The following is a 20,038-nucleotide window of genomic DNA, read 5'->3' as shown; positions in this document are numbered from 1 at the left end:
CTTTATTTCAACGGATTGAGGCTCGTTCCTTTTTTGATGTTTTGTTCGATGTATTGGTCAAATGCCTCCTGGTTCTCTGCCAGATCGACCTCAATGGGCACATATGCGAGGCGTTGATCTAGTAGGCTCCCCAGATCGAGGGATTTGAGTTTTACAATGTCTTTTTCCGTTGTGAGTACAAAAGTATCGTTTTTTAGCTTTCCAATCATGTCTTGGAGGTCATCCTCGGTATAATTGTGGTGGTCGGGAAAGTTATAATGACCCATCACCTCAAAATTTTGTTCCATGGCTGCCAAAAAGGGTGCCGGATTGGCGATTCCAGTAAGCAAGACAACGCGTTTTATTGGGGATTGTTTTCCGGAGATCAAAATGGGTGGGCCATATTTTATTCCTGCAAAAAAGATGGGGGCTTCTGGGCGGCAGTATTTACGGATGGCCTGGGTGATATGGTTTTTCTCGTCGATGTGCAGGGACGTAGGGCATTTGGTGACCAATATTAGATCAGCCCGGCGTGCTCCATGGCGGGTCTCCCGCAGGCGTCCTTCCGGAAAAGGGTGGTCCATATAGAATGGCCGGTTATAATCGCTCAATAATATATTGATATCTCTTTTTATCGCCCTGTGTTGAAAGGCGTCGTCGAGCAGTAGGAGTTCTTTTTGAGGGTATTGCTGCCATAATCGATGCGCTCCCTTAACCCTACTTTCGCATACGGCTACGGCGACTGTCGGAGCGAATTTTTCGAAATATTGTCTAGGCTCATCTCCTATAAGCCTGGCGTCGGTGGTGGGTGTTGCCAATAAGTATCCTTTGGTACTACGCCCATAGCCGCGGCTCAGGATCGCCAGGTCGTAATGGGGGAGGAGGAGCCTGGTGAGGTATTCGGTGACGGGCGTCTTGCCCGTTCCACCGACGGTAAGGTTGCCTACCGAAATTGTAAAAGGCTGTACCTTGGCCACCGCAAATACCTCGTGGTCATAAAGCCAGTTTCTTATTCCGGTTATCAGGCCATAAAGACCTGAAAAAGGACGGAGTGCTAATTTGCTTAAAGTAGGTTGTTTCATCTTAACCACATAATTACATAAAATTTGGCTATTTTTGACGCCCCGTTTGTAACCGACACCTTTATCAACATGCCCTTAAAAATAAGCACCCGACCCTACACCCTAAATTTTAAGAAACAAGCTGGCACCTCCAGAGGCGTGCTAACTGAAAAAAATATTCATTTTATTCGGGTAGAAGATACTGAACTTCCGGGGGTATATGGCTATGGGGAATGTGGGCCTTTGCCAGGCCTTAGTGTGGACGATCGGCCCGATTTTGCGGATCAGCTGAAGGCGGTATGTGACGATTTCAACGCCATGGACCTCGAGGTTTTTCCTTTCAATCTGCCTATCATTTTAAACCAGGTGATCCCCGAGGAGTTGCCTTCAGTTCGGTTTGGAATCGAAACGGCCCTGCTCGATATCATGAATGGAGGCAGAAGGGTGGTGTACGATAATGCCTTCTCAAAGGGTGAAAAGGGGATCTTAATGAACGGTTTGATATGGATGGGACCCTTTGAAGACATGCTGACCCAGGCGCATGAGAAATTAGAAGCGGGCTATACCACCATCAAAATGAAGATAGGGGCCATCGATTTTGACCAAGAATGTGCCCTGTTAGAAAAGATACGGGCGCGCTATAGCCCAGAGCAGATAACCCTCAGGGTCGATGCCAACGGAGCCTTCGACGAGGCCACCGTTTTCGAGCGCCTCGAGCGGCTTTCGGCCTACGATATTCACTCCATCGAGCAGCCCATCAAGAGTGGGCAACCTGAGCTCATGCACCGGGTATGCGATAGCTCGCCAGTGCCCGTGGCACTCGACGAAGAGCTGATCGGTATATTCGATTATAGGAAGAAATTCGATTTGTTAAAAAAAGTTAAGCCTCCTTTTATCATCCTGAAGCCATCGCTATTGGGAGGTTTTCAGCAAACCGCCGAGTGGATTGAGATTGCCGGCAGGCTGGGAATCGACTGGTGGGTCACCTCGGCGTTGGAGTCCAATGTTGGCCTCAATGCCATCGCTCAATTTACCGCTCAATATGGCAACGGACTTCCTCAAGGCTTAGGCACGGGGCAGCTTTATACCAATAATATTGACGCTTCCCTCGTTGTTCGTAAAGGGCATCTTTACAGCGACCTTTCCACGAGCTGGGGGGCGATTTTTTAAATAAAAAAGGCCATCACCGAATCGGCAATGGCCCTGGAAACCTGAGGCATTTTTAGGACACCCAATCGATATCCTTTTGCAGCAGTGCGAGGGTGTCGGCCTCTGGAGTTCCGGGGTCGGGTACCAGGTTATAGGCCCAATTGGCCTGCGGGGGCAGGCTCATAAGGATGGACTCGGTGCGGCCATTGGTCTCCAGCCCAAACTTTGTGCCTCGGTCCCACACCAAGTTGAACTCCACATAGCGCCCTCTGCGAATATATTGCCAATCCTTTTGTTGGGGGCTAAAGGCTTCGTTCTTATGCTTGGCCATGAGGGAAGTGTAGATCGGCGCGAAGCTTTCTCCAATATCCTTTACGAAGGCAAATAAAGCCTCTTTCGACAGCCCCTGTGACTTGCCGTCCTGATCGGGCTTGAGGTAGTCAAAGAAAATACCGCCTACTCCACGGGTTTCATTGCGGTGCTGTATAAAAAAGTAGTCATCTGCCCATTTTTTAAATTCGGGATAGAAAGCCTCATGGTGCCGGTCGCAGGCCGTTTTCAGATACCGATGAAACCAGGTCGCGTCTTCCCGCAGTACATAATGGGGAGTAAGGTCTATCCCTCCACCAAACCAACAGGTGCCGTTACTTAGCTCAAAATAGCGGACATTCATGTGGATGATCGGAACGTTAGGGTTTTTCGGGTGCATCACAATGGATACCCCGGTAGCGGTAAAGTGGTAATCGTCGCCGTCACTCAGGTTCATCTGACCGCGCAGGCGAGGGTGTACTTCCCCTCGTACACAAGAGAAGTTAACGCCGCCTTTTTCGATTACTGCGCCATCCTGAATCAGACGCGTACGGCCACCACCCCCAGAGTGATGCTCCCAGAGGTCCTCTTGGAATTCCCCTAAGCCGTCTTCCGCTTCCAGCGCTTTGCATATTTGGTCTTGAAGGTCCTTGAAAAACCCGATAATATCTTCTATATCCATGTCTATTCGTATTTTATTCGGGAAGCAAAATTACTATAATTGCCCATTGCCGGGCTATTCCTAAGCTAGAACCTTGTATTTTTGCGGCTATATTGACAGAAATTTTTAGTTAGCCCTTTCCATGATCCGACTTCTTATACTTTTACTGATGACTACTACCGTGGCCTTGGGCCAGTCCATCACCTCCACCATTCGAGGCACTGTGCGGGACGTCGATACCGGTTATCCTATCATAGGTGCGTCTGTCGCTTTGGCTAAAACGGGCCAGGGGACTGTTACCGATGAAAATGGCCATTATCGCTTCGAGAATATGGCCGTTGGTCGCTATGTGTTGGAAGTGAGGAGCCTGGGTTACGAAACCCTCCAGCTTCCAGAGCTGTTGCTGGTATCGGGCAAGGAGCTGATCCGCGACGTGGACTTGGTACATCAGGCTACCGACTTGCAAGAGGCGGTGGTGCGTACCCAGCGGCCCTATCCCCTCAGTAGCGTTCAGGAAATCACCACCGAGCAGACCCTCCGCTACGCAGCAACGTATCTCGATCCTGCCCGAGTGGCCACCTCTTTTGCAGGGGTAGCCACCGCCAACGACCAGGCCAACGGACTGGTGATCCGGGGTAACGCCCCTAATCATATGCAATGGCGACTGGAAGGGGTAGAGATCGTTAACCCTAACCACCTGAGCAATGCCGGGACATTTTCGGACCGAGCTACTACCACCGGCGGAGGGGTTAATATACTGAGCACACAGCTGATGGGCAATTCTTACTTTATGAATGGAGCCTTTCCTGCCACCTATGGCAACGCCCTATCGGGGGTGATGGACCTTCGCCTGCGCAATGGCAATAATGAAAAAAGAGAATACACCGTTCAGGCGGGTTTGATAGGCTTCGACGTAGCAGCCGAAGGGCCATTTTCCAAAAACAGTAAGGCGTCCTATCTGATCAATTACCGTTACTCCTTCACCGGGTTGCTGTCGGCCATGGGGGTGAGCTTCGGTGGAGAGGATAATCGTTTTCAGGATCTATCATTTAACCTTAATTTCCCTACTCAAAAAGCCGGTACCTTCACCGTTTTTGGCATGGGGGGCATCAGTAGCAACACCTTTAAGGCCGATACGGACAGCACTACTTGGGAATTTCAAAAGGATGGTCAGAATATCTATTTTAAAAACAAAATGGGGGCCGTTGGAATCACCCATTCCATGCCCCTGAACGATCGAAACGCCATTAAAACTGCTATTGTAGCCTCGGGGCTTACTACCACCCGCGATGCGGCATGGGTCGATCCCGTGCAGCAGACCGAACGCTACTATGAAAATGACGGACTCTCTAAAAGTAGAGTCTCCCTCAGTAGTATTTGGAGCAGCAGGCTTTCCACGGCCGTGAAGCTGAAAGCGGGAGGGTTTGTTACCCTACAGGACGACAGACTCGACAGTAAGGCACCAGTAGGAGGGGGCGACCCCATCGACTTCCAATTGAAAGGATTGATTCTTCAGCCTTTTGCCAGCATCAATTGGCAGCTGGCTCCCCGGTGGTCTACCGAGCTAGGGCTTCATTATCTTTATTATTCCAAATCGAAAGAAGGGTCCGTAGAGCCTCGTGCTGCCATTAGCTATCAGATGAACCCTGCAAATCAGCTGCGCCTTTCCTATGGCTTACAAAGTCAGTTGCCCTTGCCGCAGACCTACTTAGCAGGCCGCTCCTATGGCCGCACGATTGGCGTGTCTAAGTCGCACCAGGTAGTGCTCGCATATACGCTTCAGCTACCTCAAAGCAGCAGCTTGAAACTGGAAGCCTATTGGCAACATCTTTTCGATATACCGGTCAATTCGCAAGTCCCCAATTCGTTCTCTGCCCTCAATGCCATGGAATCGGTGGTAGCACAGCCCCTGGCCAATACTGGAGTAGGACGAAATATCGGGCTAGAGGCTACCTGGCAGAAATACCTTACCGATGAGCTCTATTTTATTGTGGCAGGTTCCCTATATGAGTCTACCTATCAGGGCAGCGACCAAGTGTGGCGCAGCACCCGTTTCGATGGGCGCCATACCTTTAGCTTTACGGGTGGGAAGGAATTCGCTACCAAAACCAACAGGACATGGGGGGTGAACCTCAAGGCCCTTTGGATAGGAGGCTTTAGGGATACCCCCATCGATGCCCAGGCTTCGGCTATCAGTGGTCAGACGGTCTACCTAGAGGATCAGGCCTTTAGTATAAAGCTTAAGGACTACTTCCGCCCCGACCTTCGAGTCTATCTGAAGAGGAGCAAGGTAGGGTATAACAGTACCTGGTCGCTGGATTTGCAGAACGTCATGAGTGTGAAAAATCAGGCCTATAGCTATTATGACAGCTACCAAAAAAGGGTGGTACTCCGGGATCAGCTGGGCCTTATTCCTGTCCTCAGCTATAGGGTACAGTTTTAAGGGAGCGTTGGTAATCAGTAAGTTCTGAAATAATATCAAAGTTGTCGCGTTATTTCTGAACTATTTGGGACTATTGCGTGTATTTTGAAAGCTGCCAGACTTTATCGACCGGGTGATTAGGACCCAAGAGTAGGTATAACAAAGCGGTGAAACACAACAACAATCGGGGGCGACCGGTTTTGACAGCGGGCTGAGGTTCTGTGTGTAAGCATGTCGGGAGTTGAGAGTACCTCCCGTAAATAATATTCTCAAACAATATCAGGCGAATCTAATTACGCCATGGCTGCTTAATCCGGAGGATTAACCAAATGCCATCATCTCTCCACCTCACGTGCTGCCGGGTGGGCTAAGAGGTGTCGAAACGCAGCGCTGGTTGGTATAGTGATACGGAAATCCAACGAGACACCAGTATCTAAGGCTATGATGCGGGTCCGCCTTGAACCTTGTCTGGCTCGAAAATCGAATCGAAGGCTAAGCATGTAGAAGGCGCAGGGTTTCCCTGATCTGGACGAGGGTTCGAATCCCTCCGTCTCCACAATCCCTGATAATGAGCATATTATCAGGGATTTTTTTGTGTTTGCTGTACGGGCTCGTACCTTTAATTATCCATGATCCCTTCTTTTCTTGCCCGTGTTTTTTGATATTTACAAGAAAAAATAGGTATGTATAGTTGCGATACATACGACATAGTGTATATTAAGGGAGTTTATACTAATGTTGGCAACAATAGAAAAAAGATACCGAAAACTTGAGCATTAACTGGAACAATATCAGAGCAATTGAAGGCCAACGAGAAGGATTCGAAGAATTGGTATGTCAACTTGCTGGGCAGGAGATAATTCCAAATCAGGTACTGTTCACAAGAATTGGTAAACCTGATGGAGGGAAGGAATGTTATTGGGAATTGAGGAATGGAGATATTCATTGCTGGCAGGCCAAGTATTTTACAAACAGCTTGTCGGACAACCAGTGGACACAGGTAGATAAATCTGTCAAATCGGCCATTGATAATCACCCTAAACTAAAGAAATATTGCATAGCCATACCTGTTGACAGACCTGATGGGAAGGTACGAGGTAAATCAATGCTTCAGAAATGGAATAATCATGTGGTTGCTTGGGAAAAGTATGCCACGGCAAAGAAAATGAAGGTTTCCTTCGAATATTGGGGAAAACATGAAATGGAAACACGTCTTATAAAGCCGGAAAAGGAGGGACTAATCTATTATTTCTTTAAAAAGGCTGAACTTACAGATCAGTGGTTCGACACAAAAAATCAGGAAAGCATAGATGCACTTGGTGGTAGGTACACCCCTAAATTAAATTTGGATTTACCCTTCCTTCGTTTCCATGATGGATTTACGCGAGATCAGAAATTTTCCAACCAGATCAACTCCCATTACGAAGCTGTACTTGAAAAACGAAGGAGAGCAAATTTACATGTTAAGCAAAAGGAGCTTAAAGAAAAAACATCCAGTTTAGACAAGGCTATAGAAGCGTTTAGGAAAATTTACGAAAATATTGATTTTTCCGGAATTGATAAAATTCCTTTTGACGCAATTAAAAGTAAACTGAAATGTGTAGAAGATGCAGCCCGAGAAATATCAGGCCAATTCTATGAATGGAGGGAAGATGCGATAAAAGTAAAAATAGAAAAAGGGGAGAGGGTCGATTATTATTTGCGCCCTTACAATAATGAGCTTCACGAGATGCGGGAGCTTTCCAGTGCAATTGATGATTTCTATAACTTTCTGAATTCAAAAGTATGTACATTGGCCAATGCCCCTTACCTGATCATGGTAGGCCCTGCAGGGATTGGAAAGTCTCATGCTCTTGCCGACATCGTTTCTGGGAGAAGGTCTAACAATCAAATCAGTCTGTTGTTATTGGGAGAGAACTTTTCTACCAATGAAATGCCATGGACACAAATTTTGGGGAATCAACTTCGGTTTGATGGCGATGAGAATGTTTTACTAGGGGCTTTGAATGCGAAAGCTGAATGTCAACAGAGTCGTATCATTATTGTAATTGATGCCCTGAACGAGGGAAATGGAAGGCGTGTTTGGTATAAAAAACTAAAATCCTTCATACGTTCGTTTCATCGGTTTCCGTGGCTTGGTCTTATTGTTAGCATTCGAAATTCTTTTGAAAATCTAATCGCTCCTGTAAGAGATATTGATAATTCAATTGCTTCGCGAATTTACCATCCTGGCTTTGAAGGTCTGGAGTATAAAGCATCCGATCATTTCTTTAAATATTACGATATCATCCCTCCTGGTTCTCCTTTACTGCATCCTGAATTTCAGAACCCCCTGTTTTTAAAGCTTTTTTGCGAAGGTTTGAATAAACGAGGACTTAAACAGGTACCTGATGGGTACCAAGGAATTTCAGCAATCATCGAGAATTATCTTGAAGGTGTTGAAGAAAAGTTGGCACTGCCAGACGAACTGGACTATGACATAAAGTTGAAACTTCTGCGAAAGGCAGTGAATGGAATAGTGGTGAAAATGGTTGAAGATACGGAAGATCATCTGTCTTATGAAGCAGGCGAAGAAATTGCCAACGAGACATTTGTTAATAAATGCGGAAGTGATGATAAGCAGTATTTGAAGCGCTTAATCTCTGAAGGGGTAATTAATGAAGACTTTTATTGGAAAGAGAATAAGCACTATGATGGGATTCACTTTGCCTACCAGCGATTTCAAGATCACTTAATTGTTTCTGCGATGCTGGACAAATACCTTGATCCCAGCGACCCTAATAAATCATTTGAATCCGGCCCATTGAGAGAGTTGCTCAAGGACGAGTCTGAAATAAGCTTCAATATAAATCTTATAGAAGCTCTTTCTGTGCAAGTACCTGAACGTGTCGGTAAAGAATTACATGAAATAGCACCTTTCGCAGCCAAATATTATTCAGTAGCCAATGCTTTTATTGCTGGATTGATGTGGAGACGCACTGACACCATAGGTGAGGCTTCGGAGAAATACGTCAATGAGGTCTTAATGCAAAATGATGATCTCTTCTATCAGTTTTTGGAAATTTCTATCTCAATGGCCACCAAGCCCCAATTTTATTTCAATGCAGACAAGCATCACCAGGTTCTTTATCAACGGTCTTTGGCCCAACGAGACGCGTGTTGGACTACCTGGTTACAAGATAAATATGGTGAGTATTCAGGTTATAACTCGGTAAAACGGTTGATCGACTGGGCTTGGAGCGAAGAATCGAGAGCAGAAGTTAGTGATGAATCAGCAAGGCTGGCCGGGGTCATGCTGGCTTGGTTCCTTACTAGTTCAAACAGGTATCTAAGAGATGCAGCCACAAAAGCATTAGTATGTCTTTTACAAAATCGTGTAACAGTTCTTGTTAAGGTATTGCAGCAGTTTGAAGGAGTAAACGATCCCTACGTGTCCGAACGATTGTATGCCGTAGCATACGGTTGCGCATTGCGGACACAGGATCAAAAGTCATTGGTAACTCTTAGCGACTACATCTATAAAACTATTTTTAGTACCGAACAGGTTTATCCACACGTCCTGCTACGGGATTATGCAAGAGGCGTAATTGAATATACTGTTCACCTAAATATGGAACCTTCGGTTGAAATTGAAAAGATTCGACCACCCTACAAAAGTGAACTTCCCGGTAAACTCCCGACCATTGAGGAAATTGATGCTAAATACCAACCCAAAGGAGAAGATGGACACTTCGGAAAAAAAGCATGGGGAACAACAGCAATATTACGTTCAATGACAACTGAATATGGCAGGGGAAAGGCTCGTTATGGTGATTTCGGAAGATATACGTTCCAAAGTGCATTGCGTAACTGGGAAGTAGATTACAATGGATTAAGCAATTACGGAGTACAGCGAATTTTTGAACTGGGTTATAACCCTGAAGTTTTCACTGACTTCGATTCCAGACAAGGGTCAAGTCGTGGAAATGGACGTAAGGAACGAATTGGCAAAAAGTATCAATGGATAGTTTTTTATGAAATTCTTGCAAGGGTATCGGATAACTGCAAAATGCATGATGAAGGAAGCTACTCGCTGAGCCAAAGTAAACAATATGCAAAGTACGATGGCCCTTGGCGACCATATGTGCGCGACATTGACCCTTCGATTATTGTAAAAACAACGCAAAAAGAAAACTCCATTGAAAAAGCAGAAGATCTGCCCTGGTGGGTTCCGTATAAATACAAGAATTGGTCGGAAGGTGTAGAGACATGGAAAAGGAGGTTTGATGATCTTCCATCTATAAAAGAGCTAATTACGGTAATAGATCCAGAAGGTGTGGAGTGGTTGAATCTTAATATGCACCCTGATTGGAGAGAGCCGAAGAAATTGGGAGAAGATCGGTGGGATGCTAATGGTAAAAGAATCTGGTTCGATATCGGGAGCTGGTTGGTAGAGCCAAAGGAACTGAGCAAAATGCTCAAAGTAGATTATGTAGATAATGCATGGAGACGTTGGATGCCAGACGTATCGAACCGATATGAAGTTTTTAGTCATGAACATTATTGGTCGCCAGCTTCGCTTTTCTTTCAACTGACTCCATATTATGGAGGGGATGCTCTACCATCGAAGCTTGAAGATCAGGAGGGAAAGCAGGTTGCTCTGGCGCACAGTACAGCAATGTATTTTTTGTGGAATGAAGAATTTGATTGTTCCAAAGATGAGCCGATTAGCTATTACAAGCCTGCGCCATTAATGGCAACTGGCTTGAAGCCTTCATTTAATGAAGGTGAATACTTGAACGATCAAGGGGAAGTGGTCTGTTTCGATCCATCTGTTTATGAAAAGGGGCTAGCCTGTCTTTTGATACGTAAAACTCATGTCCAGAAAATTCTAAAAGAATTTGGATTAAACCTGGTGTGGATAATTCAGGGTGAAAAGCAAATTATTGGCAACAACTACTCTGGACATCCAAGATTGGATCATGCTGTTGGCGGTCTTTATCACATGGATTCCAATGGGATAATTAAAGGAGAGATGCATAGCTATATTCGGGATTACGACGAAGAAGGTGATGAATGAAAGATAAAACTACTATGGGTAACAACACCTATACGCAATGCCCTTCCTGACATCGCGCATAGCCAAACCCTTATAGCACATAAAAAAACAATGAACAGAACTGACATACAAAATATCTTTTTTAATTGGATTGGTCTTCTTACTAATTGGTCAGATGATAATGTCTAAGGGAAATGAATTTGTGTACGCTCAACAACCTATTGATTTTGCACATTGGTTTTTGTTGGTTGGCGTAGTTTTACTAATTCCTCAAGTTGTTTCTTTTCCTAAAAAAATCTTTAGCCTGATTGGAATTCCTTTAACTTTAATAGGGATTGCTTGTACTATTGGAATGTGTGTTTTGGACTTCATTTGGTGGAGCTTTCCAAGCGACGCAATGCGTCATGAATTTACTAATCATATTTCGAAGGTCCCATCAATCTGGAAACCTTTTATGAGCATAGGCCCAAGCTCTAAGGTTTTTAATCTTGGTTTATTGATTTTAAGCTTTAATTACTTTCAAAACAATAAGTTAGGGGTTGTAATTATTTTAATTGCTAATCTGATTTTGTGGCATATCATCCCATTGCCTTTTCGACTGATTATTGGATATGCGATAACGCTAATTGGCTTTATTCTGATTTTTGTTCGAAATGGAAATAAAAACGTGCTACTGCACGGTGTATAAACAAGCTAATAAGTGCTCAACCGAAGTTTTACCTTTTCGGCTGGATATTCTGGAGCATACTGACCCCTTTGGGATTGTGATCCTTAAGATTTTTGATGTCGTTGATAAATGGTTTTGGAACTTTAGCGAAGGTATTCTGCCCCAGGGTATATCTATATCGTTGCCTACAGAACATCAAAACTTTGTATCCGGAAGCCAGCCTCAGATTTCATTAAGGAGATCTCCATTGCCATTATTCCCGCTTTTCTTGCCCATGTTTTAGGGATTTTTCTAATTGAATGGAGCTCTGGGTATAGGGTGGACTTTCGGTGATTCGGTACTCAACTTTTGGGAGGGGTATTAGGATGGGGCCAGAAAGTAGGAGGGCTTATCATAAGGTACTGGTAAACACGTATAGGGTTTAGCGTATTTGGTAATAGCATTGCGAATATTTTATAATTGAATATAGAATAAGTAACCAGGTATCCACCGAATAGGAGCAAGTGCATAAAGGGTTCGTTTAGGCAATTAAGCTTGAAAACCATGTTTGGCAATTATACAGGAGATATAATAGGTCTGATTCTAAACATAATACGGTGATTCTTGCCATTGCAATGGACTGTAAAAGAGTTCTTCGAGGCCCAAGAAATACTTTACAGTTTAATTGGGCCCATAATAAGACATCCTTATCCAAAGTATTAAGAATTCTATCAATAACCGCTATTTTGAAGGCAGCATCTTAGGTGAGATACAATCCCTTTTTAACAAGCATATCATTTACTATGCTATAGATGAGATTAGTTAATAGTCTAAAAATCAAATACCTAGACTCTAGTAGGATTCAGATGTGAGTATTCATGGCCTAAAACGATCCTGTGCCAACATGCTACATACCCCATATCTATTATAAAAAGGAACTGATCTAAATAATCTACAGATGCTTTTGGGTTACTAAAGACCAAAACAACAGAAATTTATACACAAATGCCTACAAAAGGTTTTGACCAAATTGTTGGCCCTTTAGTCGATTTGGAGATTTGAAATCTAGTGATTAGCTTTATCACCTAAGTACCGCAATTTTTATGCGGGGGCTTAATAAGCTAACATTAAATGAAAATTCAGGTAAAATACTAAAAGTACAAACCTTGGGAGGTGAATTTTACCGTGGTAAAATTCGCACTTGCCACTGCGGAAACGTTTCAGGGCCATTATGGGCGGAGCTGGATTTCCAAGGCTAAATCGTACAAAGTAGTGTAACTGGAAAATTTGGCCGATTTAGCGGCCACGTACAAATAAAAAAGAATTTCTGTTTATCAGAAAGGAAAATTAAGCACTAATAATTATGAGAAGTAATCTGGTGAAAAATGATTCGTAACCGAAATCATTGGTCATAATTTAAACATAAAGGACAGTTCAACTGTACCACGAATATAACGGAAATAGAGGTAATGGTTACGTCTGTAGAGATGCTATGCCTCTCCCGAAAGGACGAAAATGCTAAATATAAGCAGGCTTATGAAGAACAAAAATTTGAAATCTACTGGTAAAAAGGGACTGTGTACTATTACGACGCAGAATTTAAGATATTTAAAACCACATAATAATTAACAATTAAATAAATACAGGAAAATGGAGAAACAATTATTTACAGTAACGGACCTATTTTTGGCACTCCTTGCTGTGCTACTTATTAGTGTCAGTTTTTACCAAACTTGGTTAGGCTTGGACCAAATTTTTGGAGGGAGTTCAGTCATAATTGCTTTAGTGCTGTCCTTAATATTGCTTTTTTTACTCTGGCAACTTCGATTAGTAAGATTAAGAGGTGGTTCTACGACTGGTTTAGGTTGGATATATTTCTTTTTTGCTGCATTTTGTTTTGTGGCCAACTTCAATGCTTTGTATACAAGGTTTATGAGAACTGATATTTTTACGACTGAATTAAGAGAAATAAATCAAAAATTTAATGACCTTGAAACAGATGTAGAAGCAAAATTAAATTATTCAGTAACTGACCCAAGAACTAGACAAGAAATTGTTGGTGAAATAAATGGTTTAAGAATGCAAATAACCGACCCGAAAAATCAAGGTAAAGGAGAGCAGTCAAATATAATAATTGCAAGAATTGAAAAAAAATTGGGAGGTAAACTAACTCCTTTAACTCCGATTAGTAATACACCACAAGGTTATGCTGACCTTGCGGATAGATATGAACAACAAATCATTCAAAAAATAGAGAATTTGTCACCAGACGAGAAAAAATTAAAATTAGACATAAATAATGCAGTATTAAAGTGGAACAAAGATATTCAAAGTCTATTATTGCTTTCACAAAGTGAAATAGATGATATGGCACAAGGACAAATTGACAAATCTTTGACTGAATACAACAAGTTAGGAAATCGCGCACATACTATTTTAGGGGCTGATAAATTTAAATTTTCATCGTCTTTATCTAAAACACAAGAAGTAGGGAAAATAGGTTATGCCTTTGACCATGCACTTAAAAACTTTGGAATGTTTGCTTTTGTTGTTTTGGCAGGTTGTGTATTGTTAGACTTTGGCATTTTAATTATTATCTTATTGATGCCTACAGACCCAAGAAATGGAAATACTGGTAGTGTCATTGGTACAAAAAGAGTTGGTAAAACATTAATAACGAAATAATTTAACAAATATGAATAACGAAAATGACCAATTGAGACCATTGTCACTGGATGACTCTGAAACATTAAAGCCATTATCAATAGATACCAACGAAGAAAGCTTAAGAAGTTCTGTCCCGCTTTCAAAAACTGCTACTAATGAAATAAAGAATAGAAATAGTAATTTTGTTTTCTTTTTTGGAAATCCACAATCTGGCAAATCAGTAATACTTTCATCTTTATTATATTATTTAAGCTCACAAGTTGGGGTTTTACGTCCAATAATTGGATCCCCCAATTCTCAAGAAGTTCAAACGCTTTTATACGATTTTTATGAAAATATCAGACAGGGCTATTTACCCGAAAGGACAACAGTTGGAAAAGTGCTTGAAATTGATTTGGTTTTTGAACCAAATAATAAATCTAAAAAAGTTCCACTTGTAAATTTAACTTTTTTAGAAGCTTCTGGGGAAGATTTAAGAGCGATTAAAAGAGGCGGTAATTTTCAAAGCCACATTTCTAAATATTTAAGTTCTAATGTTCCTTTAACTTTTATTATCGTTACAAGTTATGATACAGCCGATCAAGACGATACGCTAATAAATGAATTTCTTGATGAACTTGAAAGAAAAGGTAAGAATTTGCAGCCTGTAAGTATTATTTTAGTAATTTCTAAATGGGATTTATCAGGTAGAATGGATGTAGAAAGCCCCGAAGAGTTAGATAATTTTGTTGCAAATAATTTAAGAAGAACAAGCCAAAGGTTTGACGCCAACGAATTAAGCAAAACTTTCTATACAATAGGAAACGTTGAGAGTCAAGACGGGAAGCAAAAAATTACTCTTTTGAATTTAGATACAGCTGGTGTTTTGTCAAATTGGTTATATGAAAGTATTACTGGCTATCCGTTGGATTATGAAGGTACATTTTGGGAAAGAATTAAATTTAGCTTTACAAATTAATGGTAAATAGCATCAATTTAATTGCATTTGGAACATTTGGAAATCCTAATGGATTTAAACAAACATTTTTTGTTGGCAGTAAAGAGTTAGCCAAATCCGTTAAAACATTTGACATAAACACGAATGCCATAAAATTATTTAACAGCTCTAAAGTCTTTTCAATTAGAAAAGAATATGTTAATGGTTTTAATTCCATTGCATACTCTATCTATACTTATGCAAAAGAACAAAATTCTGATAGGTCAGGTACTTTCATTGGGTCGAGTATTTTATTTACGAATAAAATAGCAAAAGAACACATTGTAATATCACAAATAACTGAGTTTCACAATCAATTGGTTAGTAAAAATGTGTCAAATAATACAATTTCCGTAAATCATTCTGATAAGTTTACTGTTGTAAAGCCTAAAGATTTTGATAAAATAGAATTTAACCTACGTGATATCCAAAATTTGGACTGTAAGCAGAATACTGATAAAAACTTAGTTGTATTCTGTAGTATAAACCAAAATGATTTAAATAAATATTTCGAAAAGTCTATTGATTTGTTAAGTTCTTATGATACAATTTATTTTACAGACAGTCACGAAGTTGCTGAATTTGTTCATCAAAAGGGTGTTTTTAAATTAATTCAAAATGTTGGCGAAAGGAGAGATTTTGATAGAGAAGTTAACAACTTAATAGAAGAAAGACAGCGGAAAAGAGAACAATCAATTTTAGATTTTGAAAAAGAAATCCAAAAAATTAGTGAAGATAAACTTTTAACAATTCAAGAGTTTAAAAAACAAATTGAGCAAGCCGAAAGGGACCATCTTGAAAATGAGAAAAAACTAAAAGAATCTAAAGAAGATATTAATAAAATTGGACTGTTTTATGATGACTTTATAAACAATGCTCAGGATTTAATTAATCAATTAAGACACAATAACGGAAAATTAGAAGAAGTTAAACAAATTCATAATTGCAATAAAATACTCTTTAACAATGGAATTTCCGACTTAAAAAGACCAAATTATACAACTACAATTCCAAAACCAAAACCAAAAGGAATTTTAAATACTCAACACCAAGGTCAAGAATATGAGTATAGCGGTGGGCGTAATAGAAAACAAGAAAGAGAAGAGGTAGACGTGAATGTTTATAAAATCGACATATTTAAAGTTGCAACGTTGGTTTTAGCATTTCTATTAATTGTTACATGGGTTTACTTTTTATTTTACAAATCAAATTCAGAGAATAAAATAGAAGTAATTCATAAGCAATTAAATACTGCTCCAGACGTACAGCATCCTGCTGAGTTGCTAAAAATTGTGGATTTAAACCCGATATCAAATTCAATACTAAATGAGAATTATTATAGAATAGTAGCTAAATATTTGAAACCCAATATGAAATTGGATGATGTTGTAAAGGTAATTTTTAGTAAAAACCCCACAGCAATAAGAGATTTCTATTCTGGCCAGGAAGAGGTGTATTCTAAACATCTCTTAGAACGAAACATGCAATGTTTTGAAGTAAAGGAAGGAGTTTACTATTTCTCTAAAGATACTTTAAGACTAATTCCATCATATAAGAAATAAATATGAATAAACCACTTTATGCATTAATTATTTCTTTTAGCCTTATAGGTTGTAACCACCCAGAAGGTAAGAAGTATGACCGAAATCAAGGCCACAAAAAGGAATTCAGTTCGGAAAGGGATCACCTCAATATGAATGCAGTTCAGTCTGAAACCCATAACAACAATAGGCTTGTAAATCGGAATATTTTAGAAATGGAATTGCAAAATGGGGCTCGATATGTTTGGATAGAAATTAATGAAATTAGACTGAGATTTATTTTTGACACGGGAGCAAGTAGCATTTGTATTTCACCAGCAGAAGCAACGGTTTTATTTAGACAAGGATCTTTGAGGAAAGAAGATATTTTAAATGTGGAATATTTTCAAGATGCAACTGGTAAAATTTCTGAGGGTACTAAAATTAATTTGCGTGAAGTAAAAATTGGCGATGTGATTTTAGATAATGTTGAAGCATTAGTTATTGACAATGTAAATGCACCTCTTTTGTTAGGTCAATCAGTATTGGAGAGATTTGGAAGTATCGAAATTGACAATGTTAATGGAGATATAATTTTTAAATGAGGCTGTTGGATATTCTGGAGCATAATGACCCTGTGGAAATTGAGATCCTTAAGATTTTTACAATTAATCATACTTAGAAATTATGTCAAGGGTTCTTTGCGCTCAACAAACAGGGCTCGTTTTTGAGTGGGTGAATGGGTCCATGCATCGCAGTCTGCAATATTCTTTAGGCTAATGAAGTTTTAATTGGGAAATTTTAGATTAGACCTTATATTTATAGTAAATTATTCGCCTATTTGATGCGGGTATTATAATAACTTTTGTCAATCATTAGCTCATTGGTTATGTCGAAGTTACTTAGTAAGTTTTTTGGTAAAAGTAAGTCTAAAGCCAAGTTGCTAGGGGAAGAGCTAATGGCCGATCCTATTATTGGCCGAGCTTTAGTAGATATTAGTTTGCGGCACGGCCAGGGTGTAGAACCAGTAAGGGTTAGAATCAAAGACAAGGTATACCTGATGAAAAAATTGGGGTAAAATGAATTTTGCCTTTACCTCTATCATCATCTTTATCATACTTGCCCCAGGGTATATCTATATCGTTGCCTACAGAACATCAAAACTTTGTATCCGGAAGCCAGCCTCAGATTTCATTAAGGAGATCTCCATTGCCATTATTCCCGCTTTTCTTGCCCATGTTTTAGGGATTTTTCTAATTGAATGGAGCTCTGGGTATAGGGTGGACTTTCGGTTATTAGGTACGCTACTTTTGGGGGCTGGTCAGCAAAAGGGTGGGGCAAGTGAGTCCTTCGATTTATTGTATGCTTACAAATATCTAATTGGTGCCTACATCGTGTTATTATCATTTGGCTGTTATGGGCTTGGTCATCTGACTCGGTTCATCGTAAGGCGACTTAGGTTAGATCTGAACTACCGAATATTTAGATTTTCCAATAAATGGCACTATATCTTTTCGGGAGAATGCCTTGGATTTCCAGATGTGCCTGATCAGTATAATGAGATTTCTTTCGTGAGTATTGATGTTCTCTGTAACGTTGGGGGACATCAATATATTTATATTGGTCGATTATTGGATTATCATATCGGTCTCGATGGTGAACTCACGGCCGTGCATTTGAAATATCCAAAAAGGCGAAAGTTGGTGGATGACGCTGTTGAACCATTGCATACCTTTGAGGGAAATAGCAAGTATTATCGGATCCCAAGTCGATTTATTATTCCAATGGGGAACATTATAAATCTCAATATAAATTATATCGGGTTAATAGAAGAGACTTCAAGCAATGAGGACTTAACAGATGCCATTGAAATGATATAGTCTGCCCATAACGGCGATACTGTGCCAGTAAAAATGGCTGATAGGGGGCAGCCTCCGTTCATTATTTTTAAGGCTAGGGATTAAAGTTAGGCTTTGAAAGGTACCACAGAAAGGAATCTCTTCTAAAATTTAGATATTATTGTGCAGAAGCTTTTTGACTCATTTTACATTGATGATATTGGTTCGGTCAATAGCCATGTTAGTAGGAGTGGTACAACGGCATTGTAAAACAACACAGAAGCATAAAATATGAACATACCCAATTTAATAGCGAACATATTAGTACTCTTAGCGTTTATAGCCCATTGTGTTGTTGGAGATAAGGAACTTAAAGTGAACGAGCCTACGGGCGGAATCGATGAAAATTTCCAAAAAAGAGAAAAATGGACCATGGCAAGATGCGGTTGGCACTGGGTTTCGTTTGACTTACTTTTTGCAACTATAGGACTTGGACTGATTAACTTCACCGACTTCTTTCAGAGTGAAAAAACATTATTGCAAATATTGACAATCTATTTTTTAGGTTATGCAATAGTTTGGGCATTGACAATTTCTATTTCAAAACAGTTTCCGAAAAATTATTTGAAACTGGGACAGTGGATCTTACTATTGCTGATTGCCGGACTTTTATTCCTTGGAACCACTTAAATTTGGCGCACCCCCCACAATGCAGGGTTCGCATTCCCCCGAATTTACTCAGAATGGCATAAGTGCTATTTACCCGGAACAGCGTATTATATGAACCGCATGGGCATACTTATAAATAAGCCGAATGCGATTACAAAAAGGTCAGGTTTGACTAAAACTGTCGCCTTGTTTCTATTGAACTTTGCATAAATCAAAAAATAGACGATGATGCAAATATTAGTTACTGGCGCTACTGGAAATCTGGGCCGTGTGGTCCTCGAAACATTATTATTGAAATTTCCTGGTCAAAATGTCTCTGTCCTGGTTCGAGATGAAGAAAAAGTACTTGAATTCAAAGCCAAAGGAATTCATGTTTTTCTGGGTAATTATGATAACATACCCGCCCTCGAAACTGCCATGATGAATGTCGATACGGTGCTTTTGATTTCGGCAGGTGACCAAGGCGACCGAATGCAACAACATAAAAATATAATTGACACCGCTAAAAAATCGGGAGTTAAAAATATTGCTTACACCAGTAGGGCCATGCGGAATAGGGACACACTCGCTCATCAGCTTATGGAAGAACACTTTCTTACTGAAGATTATATCAAAGAAAGCGGACTAAACTATACCATTTTTAGAAACACCTTGTATATGGATGTTATCCCAATTTTTGTAGGTAAAAAAGTGTTTGGAACCGGTATTTTTCAACCTGCGGGAGATGGGAAAGTTGCTTTTGCATTACGAAAAGAAATGGGTGAAGCAATGGCTAATGTGCTGGCAAATGAAGCATTTGAAAATAAAACATATACCTTCACAAATAATGAAGCCTATTCATTTTATGACATTGCCGAGGCATTAACCTCACTTTCAGGGAAGGTGGTGACTTACCATCCAGTAGATATTTCGACCTTTCAAGAGAGCATGAGACCCTCCGGAATTCCAGAAGCGATGCTTCAAAAAGTAGTTGAATTCAACACCGACATAAAAAACGGACAAGAGGACGAAATAACCAGTGACTTAGAAAATAAACTCGGTCGTAAACCAACAACGCTTAAAGACGGGTTAAAAACACTTTTCGAATTATAACATTTCGCGCC

The 20,038-nt window shown here is 40.5% G+C and carries 14 protein-coding genes and 1 other RNA gene; 13 read left to right on the top strand and 2 right to left on the bottom strand.

Translation table 11 applies throughout. The features are described from left to right. Positions 1-2: 2 nt before the first annotated feature. Entirely contained in the window at positions 3-1,061 is a 1,059-nt protein-coding gene (gene lpxK / locus CLV98_RS14010) for a tetraacyldisaccharide 4'-kinase (protein ID WP_109674967.1), read from the bottom strand. 69 nt (positions 1,062-1,130) lie between these two features. On the opposite strand from lpxK, the gene CLV98_RS14005 reads away from it, so the two are divergent. Further along, a complete protein-coding gene (locus tag CLV98_RS14005) occupies positions 1,131-2,210 on the top strand; it encodes an o-succinylbenzoate synthase (RefSeq protein WP_109674966.1) in 1,080 nt (359 codons plus the stop codon). 52 nt (positions 2,211-2,262) lie between these two features. On the opposite strand, the gene hemF is transcribed toward CLV98_RS14005, so the two are convergent. Further along, positions 2,263-3,180, bottom strand: coding sequence for an oxygen-dependent coproporphyrinogen oxidase (gene hemF, locus CLV98_RS14000; RefSeq protein ID WP_109674965.1), 918 nt, complete (start codon positions 3,178-3,180; stop codon positions 2,263-2,265). Positions 3,181-3,328: 148 nt separating this feature from the next. Between hemF and CLV98_RS13995 the strand changes: the two genes are divergently transcribed. The 12 genes from CLV98_RS13995 to CLV98_RS13940 all read left to right on the top strand — a co-directional run bounded on the left by CLV98_RS13995 (position 3,329) and on the right by CLV98_RS13940 (position 20,027). Continuing rightward, complete coding sequence (locus CLV98_RS13995; RefSeq protein WP_229203376.1) at positions 3,329-5,602, top strand: TonB-dependent receptor; 2,274 nt, start codon at positions 3,329-3,331, stop codon at positions 5,600-5,602. 165 nt (positions 5,603-5,767) lie between these two features. Beyond that, positions 5,768-6,140, top strand: a transfer-messenger RNA (tmRNA) gene (ssrA, locus tag CLV98_RS13990). A 210-nt stretch (positions 6,141-6,350) separates the two neighbouring features. Further along, positions 6,351-10,640: an NACHT domain-containing protein gene (locus CLV98_RS13985; RefSeq protein ID WP_109674963.1), complete on the top strand. Its 4,290-nt coding sequence runs from the start codon at positions 6,351-6,353 to the stop codon at positions 10,638-10,640. A gap of 160 nt (positions 10,641-10,800) precedes the next feature. Continuing rightward, positions 10,801-11,307 carry a hypothetical protein gene (locus tag CLV98_RS13980; protein WP_146202282.1) on the top strand — a complete coding sequence of 169 codons (507 nt, stop codon included), beginning with the start codon at positions 10,801-10,803 and terminating at the stop codon, positions 11,305-11,307. Positions 11,308-12,915: 1,608 nt separating this feature from the next. After that, the gene (locus CLV98_RS13975; RefSeq protein WP_109674961.1) at positions 12,916-13,950 is read left to right on the top strand and encodes an SF-assemblin family protein; all 1,035 of its coding nucleotides are present in this window, start codon (positions 12,916-12,918) and stop codon (positions 13,948-13,950) included. A gap of 10 nt (positions 13,951-13,960) precedes the next feature. After that, positions 13,961-14,890, top strand: a complete 930-nt coding sequence (locus CLV98_RS13970; protein WP_109674960.1) for a hypothetical protein — start codon at positions 13,961-13,963, stop codon at positions 14,888-14,890. Continuing rightward, a complete protein-coding gene (locus CLV98_RS13965) occupies positions 14,890-16,470 on the top strand; it encodes a hypothetical protein (RefSeq protein ID WP_109674959.1) in 1,581 nt (526 codons plus the stop codon). Before CLV98_RS13970 ends, CLV98_RS13965 begins: the two co-directional genes overlap by 1 nt. Before the next feature lie 2 nt (positions 16,471-16,472). Continuing rightward, positions 16,473-17,033, top strand: a complete 561-nt coding sequence (locus tag CLV98_RS13960) for a retropepsin-like aspartic protease family protein (protein ID WP_109674958.1) — start codon at positions 16,473-16,475, stop codon at positions 17,031-17,033. 284 nt (positions 17,034-17,317) lie between these two features. Next, on the top strand, positions 17,318-17,506 hold the full coding sequence (locus CLV98_RS13955; RefSeq protein WP_109674957.1) for a hypothetical protein: 189 nt from the start codon (positions 17,318-17,320) through the stop codon (positions 17,504-17,506). Position 17,507: 1 nt separating this feature from the next. Further along, the gene (locus CLV98_RS13950; RefSeq protein ID WP_109674956.1) at positions 17,508-18,308 is read left to right on the top strand and encodes an SH2 domain-containing protein; all 801 of its coding nucleotides are present in this window, start codon (positions 17,508-17,510) and stop codon (positions 18,306-18,308) included. Positions 18,309-18,557: 249 nt separating this feature from the next. Then, positions 18,558-18,956 (top strand): hypothetical protein, encoded by a 399-nt coding sequence (locus tag CLV98_RS13945; RefSeq protein WP_109674955.1) that lies wholly within the window; start codon positions 18,558-18,560, stop codon positions 18,954-18,956. A 204-nt stretch (positions 18,957-19,160) separates the two neighbouring features. Then, entirely contained in the window at positions 19,161-20,027 is an 867-nt protein-coding gene (locus CLV98_RS13940; protein WP_229203375.1) for an SDR family oxidoreductase, read from the top strand. Positions 20,028-20,038: the final 11 nt, after the last annotated feature.

Source organism: Dyadobacter jejuensis (assembly GCF_003149085.1).
In the GTDB taxonomy this organism is placed as follows: domain Bacteria; phylum Bacteroidota; class Bacteroidia; order Cytophagales; family Spirosomataceae; genus Dyadobacter; species Dyadobacter jejuensis.
The sequence above is the reverse complement of the archived record's forward strand: the minus strand, read 5'-3'. Positions and strand labels throughout refer to the sequence as shown.